Source organism: Streptomyces sp. NPDC033270 (assembly GCF_055576575.1).
The window spans coordinates 68,861-75,432 of the sequence record NZ_JBVIRA010000015.1; the positions used below are offsets into that span (position 1 = coordinate 68,861).

Annotated in this window: 4 protein-coding genes; 3 read left to right on the top strand and 1 reads right to left on the bottom strand. The window is 75.1% G+C overall.

Annotation, left to right across the window (positions count from 1 at the left end; translation table 11 throughout):
• The first annotated feature begins 163 nt into the window (after window positions 1–163).
• Window positions 164–1,435, top strand: coding sequence for a hypothetical protein (locus ACZ5XZ_RS21440; protein ID WP_468980296.1), 1,272 nt, complete (start codon window positions 164–166; stop codon window positions 1,433–1,435).
• Entirely contained in the window at window positions 1,432–2,064 is a 633-nt protein-coding gene (locus ACZ5XZ_RS21445; RefSeq protein ID WP_468980298.1) for a transcriptional regulator, read from the top strand. The genes ACZ5XZ_RS21440 and ACZ5XZ_RS21445 overlap by 4 nt, the downstream gene beginning before the upstream one ends.
• On the opposite strand, the gene ACZ5XZ_RS21450 is transcribed toward ACZ5XZ_RS21445, so the two are convergent.
• The gene (locus ACZ5XZ_RS21450) at window positions 1,983–4,166 is read right to left on the bottom strand and encodes an ATP-binding protein (RefSeq protein ID WP_468980300.1); all 2,184 of its coding nucleotides are present in this window, start codon (window positions 4,164–4,166) and stop codon (window positions 1,983–1,985) included. The two genes, ACZ5XZ_RS21445 and ACZ5XZ_RS21450, sit on opposite strands and share 82 nt — an antisense overlap.
• Window positions 4,167–4,416: 250 nt before the next feature.
• Here ACZ5XZ_RS21450 and ACZ5XZ_RS21455 point away from each other — a divergent pair, with 250 nt between their 5' ends.
• A complete protein-coding gene (locus ACZ5XZ_RS21455) occupies window positions 4,417–6,441 on the top strand; it encodes an FAD-dependent oxidoreductase (protein WP_468980303.1) in 2,025 nt (674 codons plus the stop codon).
• The last annotated feature ends 131 nt before the right edge of the window (window positions 6,442–6,572 follow it).

The following is a 6,572-nucleotide window of genomic DNA, read 5'->3' on the forward strand; positions in this document are numbered from 1 at the left end:
GGGCCGGGGCGCACTGTCGCGCGAGGGGCGCACATGCCCCGTGCAGCTGTCAGCGGCGGCTTGCAGTGCGCCTGCAAGGTTTTTGCAACCCCGGCTGCAAGGAACCGCGGGCAGTCACCTCACCAGGATCCGATCAACTCAGGCAGGGAACGGGGGAGTTCACGTGAGTGTGACGTGGGGGGACATCGACCGACGGCATGTGCCGCTGCGCCTGGATGTCGACCGCTGGGCCACCCGCCGGGTGCGCAGGAGCGTGCTGGCGGTGGTGCACACGGTCACCGCCGGGCAGCGGCTGCTGGAGGCGGTGCAGCTCTTCGACGGCGACCCCCGGGTGCAGGTGGTCTTCACCGCGGCGCCCGATGTCTTCAGCCATGGTGTGGACGCCTTCCTGGAGGACACCAGGGCCCTGGTGCTGCCCTGGGGCCAGGCCGTCCAGACCCGGTTCGACCTCGCGCTGGCCGCCAGCCACGGCGGTCTGCACGAGCTGCACGCCCCGGTGATCGTGCTCCCGCACGGCGCCGGGTACAACAAGCTGGTCTCCGCGCCCGCCGGCCGGCGCGGGCTCCCGGCGGTCGCGGCCGACCGCGGGGTGTACGGGCTCAGCCGTCAGCGCCTGGTCAGGGACGGTGTGGTGGTGCCCGCGGCGATCGTGCTCGCCCACGAGGAGGAGCTCGGCCGGCTGGGACGGGAGTGCCCGGAGGCGCTGCCCGCCGCGGAGGTCGTCGGGGACCCCTGCTTCGACCGCATCACCGCGAGCCTGCCCTCCCGCGCCCTGTACCGGGAGGCGCTCGGCACCGGCGCCCGCCAGGAGCTGGTGCTCATCTGCTCCACCTGGGGGCCCGACTCCCTGCTGGGGCAGGAGTGGGAGCTGCTGGAGCGGCTGGTCACCGAGCTTCCCGGGGACGAGTTCCGGATCGCGGTCCTGCTGCACCCGAACGTCTGGAACGCCCATGGCGAGTGGCAGATCCGCAGCTGGTTCGCCGGGCTGGGGCGCCGCGGCGTCAGCCTGATCAGCCAGTACGCCGACTGGTGCGGTCCGCTCGTCGCCGCCGACTGCATCGTCGGCGACCACGGTTCGGTGTCGCTGTACGGGACGATGACCGGCGCGCGGATCCTCACGGCCGGCGCCGCGGCGGTGGAGCTGGCGCCCGGCTCGCCGATGGCGGAGCTGCACTCCCTCGCCCCCCGGCTCCGCGCCGACCGGCCGCTGCGCAGGCAGCTGCGCCGGGGCGCGGCCACCCACCGCGCCGACCGCTATGCGCGCCTCGCGGCCCGGATCACCTCGGAGCCGGGGCGCTTCGCACGGCGGATGCGGGCGCTGATCTACCGCAAGCTCCGGCTGCGGGCACCGGCCGCCCGGCTGTGGCAGGAGCCGGCGGCGCTGCCGGTCACGGTGCGGTACGGCGGCACGCCGGGCGGGATGGTGGCGTCATGAGCACGCTGCGGCTGGCGCTGACCGGGCCGGGGCTTGCGGGCTCCCGGGCATGCACCGCCACCGGCACCGGTGCCGACACCGTCGCCGTCGACGTCTCCGTTTCCGCGCCCGCCGCCGACGCGGTGTGCGTCCGCGCGGCCCACGGAGCCGTGCACCGTGTGCGGGTCGGCCTGCTGCTGCCGGGCTCCGGGCGGCCGGTCGTGGACCGTCATCTGCGCGTACGCACCCCGGCGCCACGGCCCTGGCCGCGGCTGGCCGACGTACTGGCCGTGCCGGGCGCGGACGCCGCGGCGGCCGGGGACGTGGCGGGGCGCCATCCGGGCGCCGCGGTGGTGGCCGTCTACCGCGACGGCGAGCGGTGCGGACTGCGGCTCGGCGGGCCGTACGGCTCCGGCGGTGCGCTGCTGTCGCTGGGAGCCGGGCACTCGGCCGGGATCTGCTGGGAGACCTGGGCCTCGCTGGCGCACGCCTGGCTGGTGGCGGGGCTCTCGGTGGCGGGCCTGGCCTCGGCCGCGGTGCGCGTGATCCGGCGCCCGGTGCCGTGGGTTCAGTCCGGGGCGGTGTCGCCCAGCAGCGCCAGCCGCTCGCGCACCGCGGCGGCGGGCCCGGGGCGGTCGACGGACACGTAGAGGTCCAGCGCCTCTTGGTAGCGCCTTCGGGCCAGGTCCACTCGTCGGAGCTGCTCGGCGGCCTCGGCCAGGGACTCCAGGGCGCGGGCCGTCTCGTAGCCGGCGGCGACACCGCGCAGCACGGCCAGCGCCTCGGCCAGCCGACGCTCCGCCTGCTCGGGCGCGCGGCGCCGGAGCAGGACCCTGCCGAGCAGCAGGGTCGCCCGCGCGGCGTTGTACGGATCGTCCGCTGCCAGCAGCGTCGTACGCGCCGCGTCGGCGTCGGCGGCCGCCCGGTCGAGCAGGCCGGTGGCGAGGGCGACATCGGCCGCGTTCAGCCGGGCCAGCCCGCCGGCGCGGACGTCTCCGCAGGCGGGCAGCTCGACGGCGGCCCGGGCGAACAGGTCGGCCGCCTGCGCGAGCCGGCCGGCCCGCTGATGGGCCAGCCCGCGGTAGTTCAGCGTCCGGGCCCCGCCCAGTGCGTCACCGCGGGCGGCGAAGGTCCGCGCCGCCTGCTCGAACATCTCCAGCGCGCGGTCGAAGCCGCCGCTGCCCAGCTCCCCCAGGCCTCCGGAGGTGAGCATCCGGCACTCGGCCGCCAAGTCCCCCGCCTCCCGTGCCGCGGCGAGCCCTTCGGCGTGGACGGCGCGCCAGTGGTCGTAGTGCTTGCGCCGGGGGAAGAGCGGCCACATGGCGTCGGCGAGCTGCCAGCTGACCGACCCCAGGCCCGCGGTCCGCGCGCGGCGGATCACGGCCGTCAGGTTGTCCAGTTCCCGCTCCAGCCAGTCCAGCGCCGCCTCGGCGCCCTCTCCCAGCTCCTCGGTGACCACGGGGTCCGGGCCGAAGGTGCGCGGCAGTCCGTCCCGCCGCGGGTCGGTGATCTGCTCGACGCGTGCGGCGGTGGCCAGGTAGTGGTCCGCGAGGCGCCGTAACGCCGCGGTGCGCTCCGCCGGGGTCTCCTCCTCGGCGGCCTGCGCGGCGGCGTGTAGGCGCACGAGGTCGTGGAAGCGGTAGCGGTCCTCGCCGACGTCGATCAGCAGATTCCCGTCGTGCAGCACATCCAGCAGCTCCGGGGCGTCGGCCGGCTCCGGGCCCGGGGCGGGCTCCGGGCCGGGAGCCGGTTCCGGGCCGCCCGATCCGGCCAGTAACGCCTGTGCCACGGCGCCGCCGAACTCCCTTCCCGGGTGCAGGCCGAGCAGCCGGTAGAGCCGGGCCGCCGCGCTCGGCAGGGCCCGGTACGACAGGTCCAGCACACCGCGCACGCTGAGATCGCCGTCGATGGCCAGCTCGTCCAGGCGCCGCCGCTCCTCGGTCAGCGCCCGGACCATCGTGGTGATCGGCCGGTGCGGCCGGGCCGCGAGCCGGGCGCCGACGACCCGTACCGCCAGCGGCAGACCGGCGCACAGGCCCGCCAGGGTGCGGGCGTCGTCCGGCTGGTCGGCCACCCGGTCGTCGGCCAGGGTGTCCGCCAGCAGCTCGACCGCCGCCTCCAGGCCGAGCGGCTGCAGATGGACCTGGTGGCAGCCTTCGAGGGTCAGCCCGGACAGCCGCTGCCGGCTGGTGACCAGGGTGACGCTCGGCCCGCCCGGCAGCAGCGGGCGCACCTGGGCGGCGGTCGCGGCGTCGTCGAGGAGCACCACTATTCGCAGCTCGGCGGTCAACGAGCGGTAGAGCGCGGCGCGTTCCGCGATGCCGGACGGCACCGCCTGCGGGGGCACGCCCAGCGCGCGCAGAAAGCGGCTGAGCACCTCCGCCGGCTCGGCCGGGCCGTGCGGCGACTGCGCACCGAGGTCGGCGTGGAGCTGGCCGCCGGGGAAGTCCGCGCGCAGGGTGTGCAGCCAGGCGAGCGCCAGGGCGGTCTTGCCGACCCCGCCCAGTCCGCTGACCGCGGCCAGACAGGAGTGCCCTTCCCGCGCGGCCTGTGCGCGGTGGCGCTCCAGGAGCGTCAGTTCGGCCGTGCGGTCGGTGAGCGCGACGGCCGGCGGAAGCTGCCAGAGCACCTGCGGTACGGCCGGCGCCGCGGCGCGGATATGGATGCCGCCGTGGACGGTTCCGGCCTGCACGCTGGGGCCGTGGACGACCCCGCTCACCTCGTTGTGGCTCTCCCGGTCATGCCCGCGCACGCGTCCCCCTCCGCCGTCACCCCGCCGGCCGGCGACCGGCCGGTTCCCCCAGGAGCAGTATTTCCGCACCGGCTGGGGGCAACCAGGGCGCCGGACGGCGGGCGCCGCCCCTTTATGCAGCTTTGTGCAGCCGGACACGGCGGGGGGCCGGCGCCCAGTCGCCTCGCTCACAGTTTTTGCAACTTGTTGCATAACAGCGGACGGCTGGTCTACAACGGTGCGTACCGTCCACCGCGCAAGGAGACCCTCCATGAGCCCCACGACCCCGTATCCGCACCTGATGAGCCCGCTCGACCTCGGGTTCACCACGCTCCCCAACCGGGTGCTGATGGGATCGATGCACATCGGCCTGGAGGAGGCCGAGAACGGGTTCGCGCGGATGGCCGCCTTCTACGCCGCGCGCGCCCGGGGCGGCGTCGGCCTGATGGTGACCGGCGGCATCGCACCGAACGACGCGGGGCGGCCGTACGAGGGCGGGGCCAAGCTGACCACGCCGGAGGAGGCGGCACAGCATCGGACCGTGACCGAGGCGGTGCACGCCGCGGGCGGGCGGATCGCGATGCAGATCCTGCACTTCGGGCGGTACGCCTACCACGCCGACCTGGTCGCCCCGAGCGCCATCCAGGCGCCGATCAGCCCCTTCACCCCGCACGCGCTCACCGACGACGAGGTCGAGCAGACCGTCGAGGACTACGTCCGGGCGGCGGAGCTGGCCCAGTCCGCCGGGTACGACGGCGTCGAGGTCATGGGCTCGGAAGGCTATTTGATCAACGAGTTCATCGCCGGGGCCACCAACCACCGCACGGACCGGTGGGGCGGCTCGTACGAGAACCGGGTGCGCTTCCCGCTGGAGATCGTGCGCCGCATCCGCGAGCGCGTCGGGACCGACTTCATCCTGATCTACCGGCTGTCGATGCTGGACCTGGTCCCGGGCGGCTCGACGCTGGAAGAGGTGGTCGCGCTCGCCAAGGAGATCGAGGCCGCGGGCGCGACGATCATCAACACCGGGATCGGGTGGCACGAGGCCCGCATTCCGACCATCGCGACGTCGGTGCCGCGCGGGGCCTACACCTGGGTGACCAAGCGGCTGATGGGGTCGGTCTCGGTTCCGCTGGTGACCAGCAACCGGATCAACACCCCCGAGGTGGCCGAGGAGCTGCTCGCCGACGGGCGGGCCGACATGGTCTCGCTGGCCCGGCCGTTCCTCGCCGATCCGGACTTCGTCGGCAAGGCGAAGGAGGGCCGGGCCGAGGAGATCAACACCTGCATCGGCTGCAACCAGGCCTGCCTCGACCACACCTTCAGCGGGAAGATCACGTCCTGCCTGGTCAATCCGCGGGCCTGCCACGAGACCGAGCTGGTGCTCGCGCCGACCCGGCGGAGCAAGCGGCTCGCGGTGGTCGGCGCCGGCCCGGCGGGGCTGGCCTGCGCCGTGTCCGCCGCCGAACGCGGCCATGACGTCACGCTGTTCGACGCCGCGCCGGAGATCGGCGGGCAGCTGAACATCGCCAAGCGGGTGCCGGGCAAGGAGGAGTTCGACGAGACGCTGCGCTACTTCCGTACGCAGCTCGCGCTGCGGGGCGTACAGGTGCGGCTGAACTCCCCCGTCGCGGCCGGCGACCTCGACGCCTACGACGAGGTGGTGGTCGCCACGGGTGTCGCCCCGCGCGTCCCGGAGATCGAGGGGATCGACCACCCGAGCGTCGTCAGCTACCTCGACGTGCTGCGCGACGGCGCCCCGGTGGGCGAGCGGGTCGCGATCATCGGCGCGGGCGGCATCGGCTTCGACGTCGCGGAGTTCCTGACCGACGCCGGGGACGGGGCCAGCCAGGACCCGGAGACGTACTTCCGCGCCTGGGGTGTGGACACGGCGTACGGCGAGCGCGGCGGGCTGCGGGCGCCCGAGCGGACCAAGGCGCCCCGCCAGGTGCATCTGCTCCAGCGCAAGGCCTCCAAGGTCGGCGCCGGTCTGGGCAAGACCACGGGCTGGATCCACCGTACGGAGCTGCGGCACCGGGGCGTGACGATGACCGCCGGGGCGACGTATGAGCGGATCGACGACGAGGGGCTGCACCTCACGGTCGACGGGGCGGCCGCCACGCTCGCCGTGGACACGGTCGTGCTGTGCACCGGGCAGGAGCCGTGCCGGGAGCTGTACGAGGAGCTGCGGGCACAGGGCCGGGCGGTGCATCTGATCGGCGGGGCGGACGTCGCCGCCGAGCTGGACGCCAAGCGCGCGATCAAGCAGGGGACGGAGCTGGCGGCGGCGCTGTGAGCTGTCGCCGCGTCCTGGGGGGGGGCGGGGGGACCGGGGCCGCCCCCCGGCCGGGACGATCGGCCAGACCCCCGGAGTCCCCCCCGTCCCCCCCCCCCCCGAGCCTCCCCCTCCCCCTTTCCGAGCCGTTA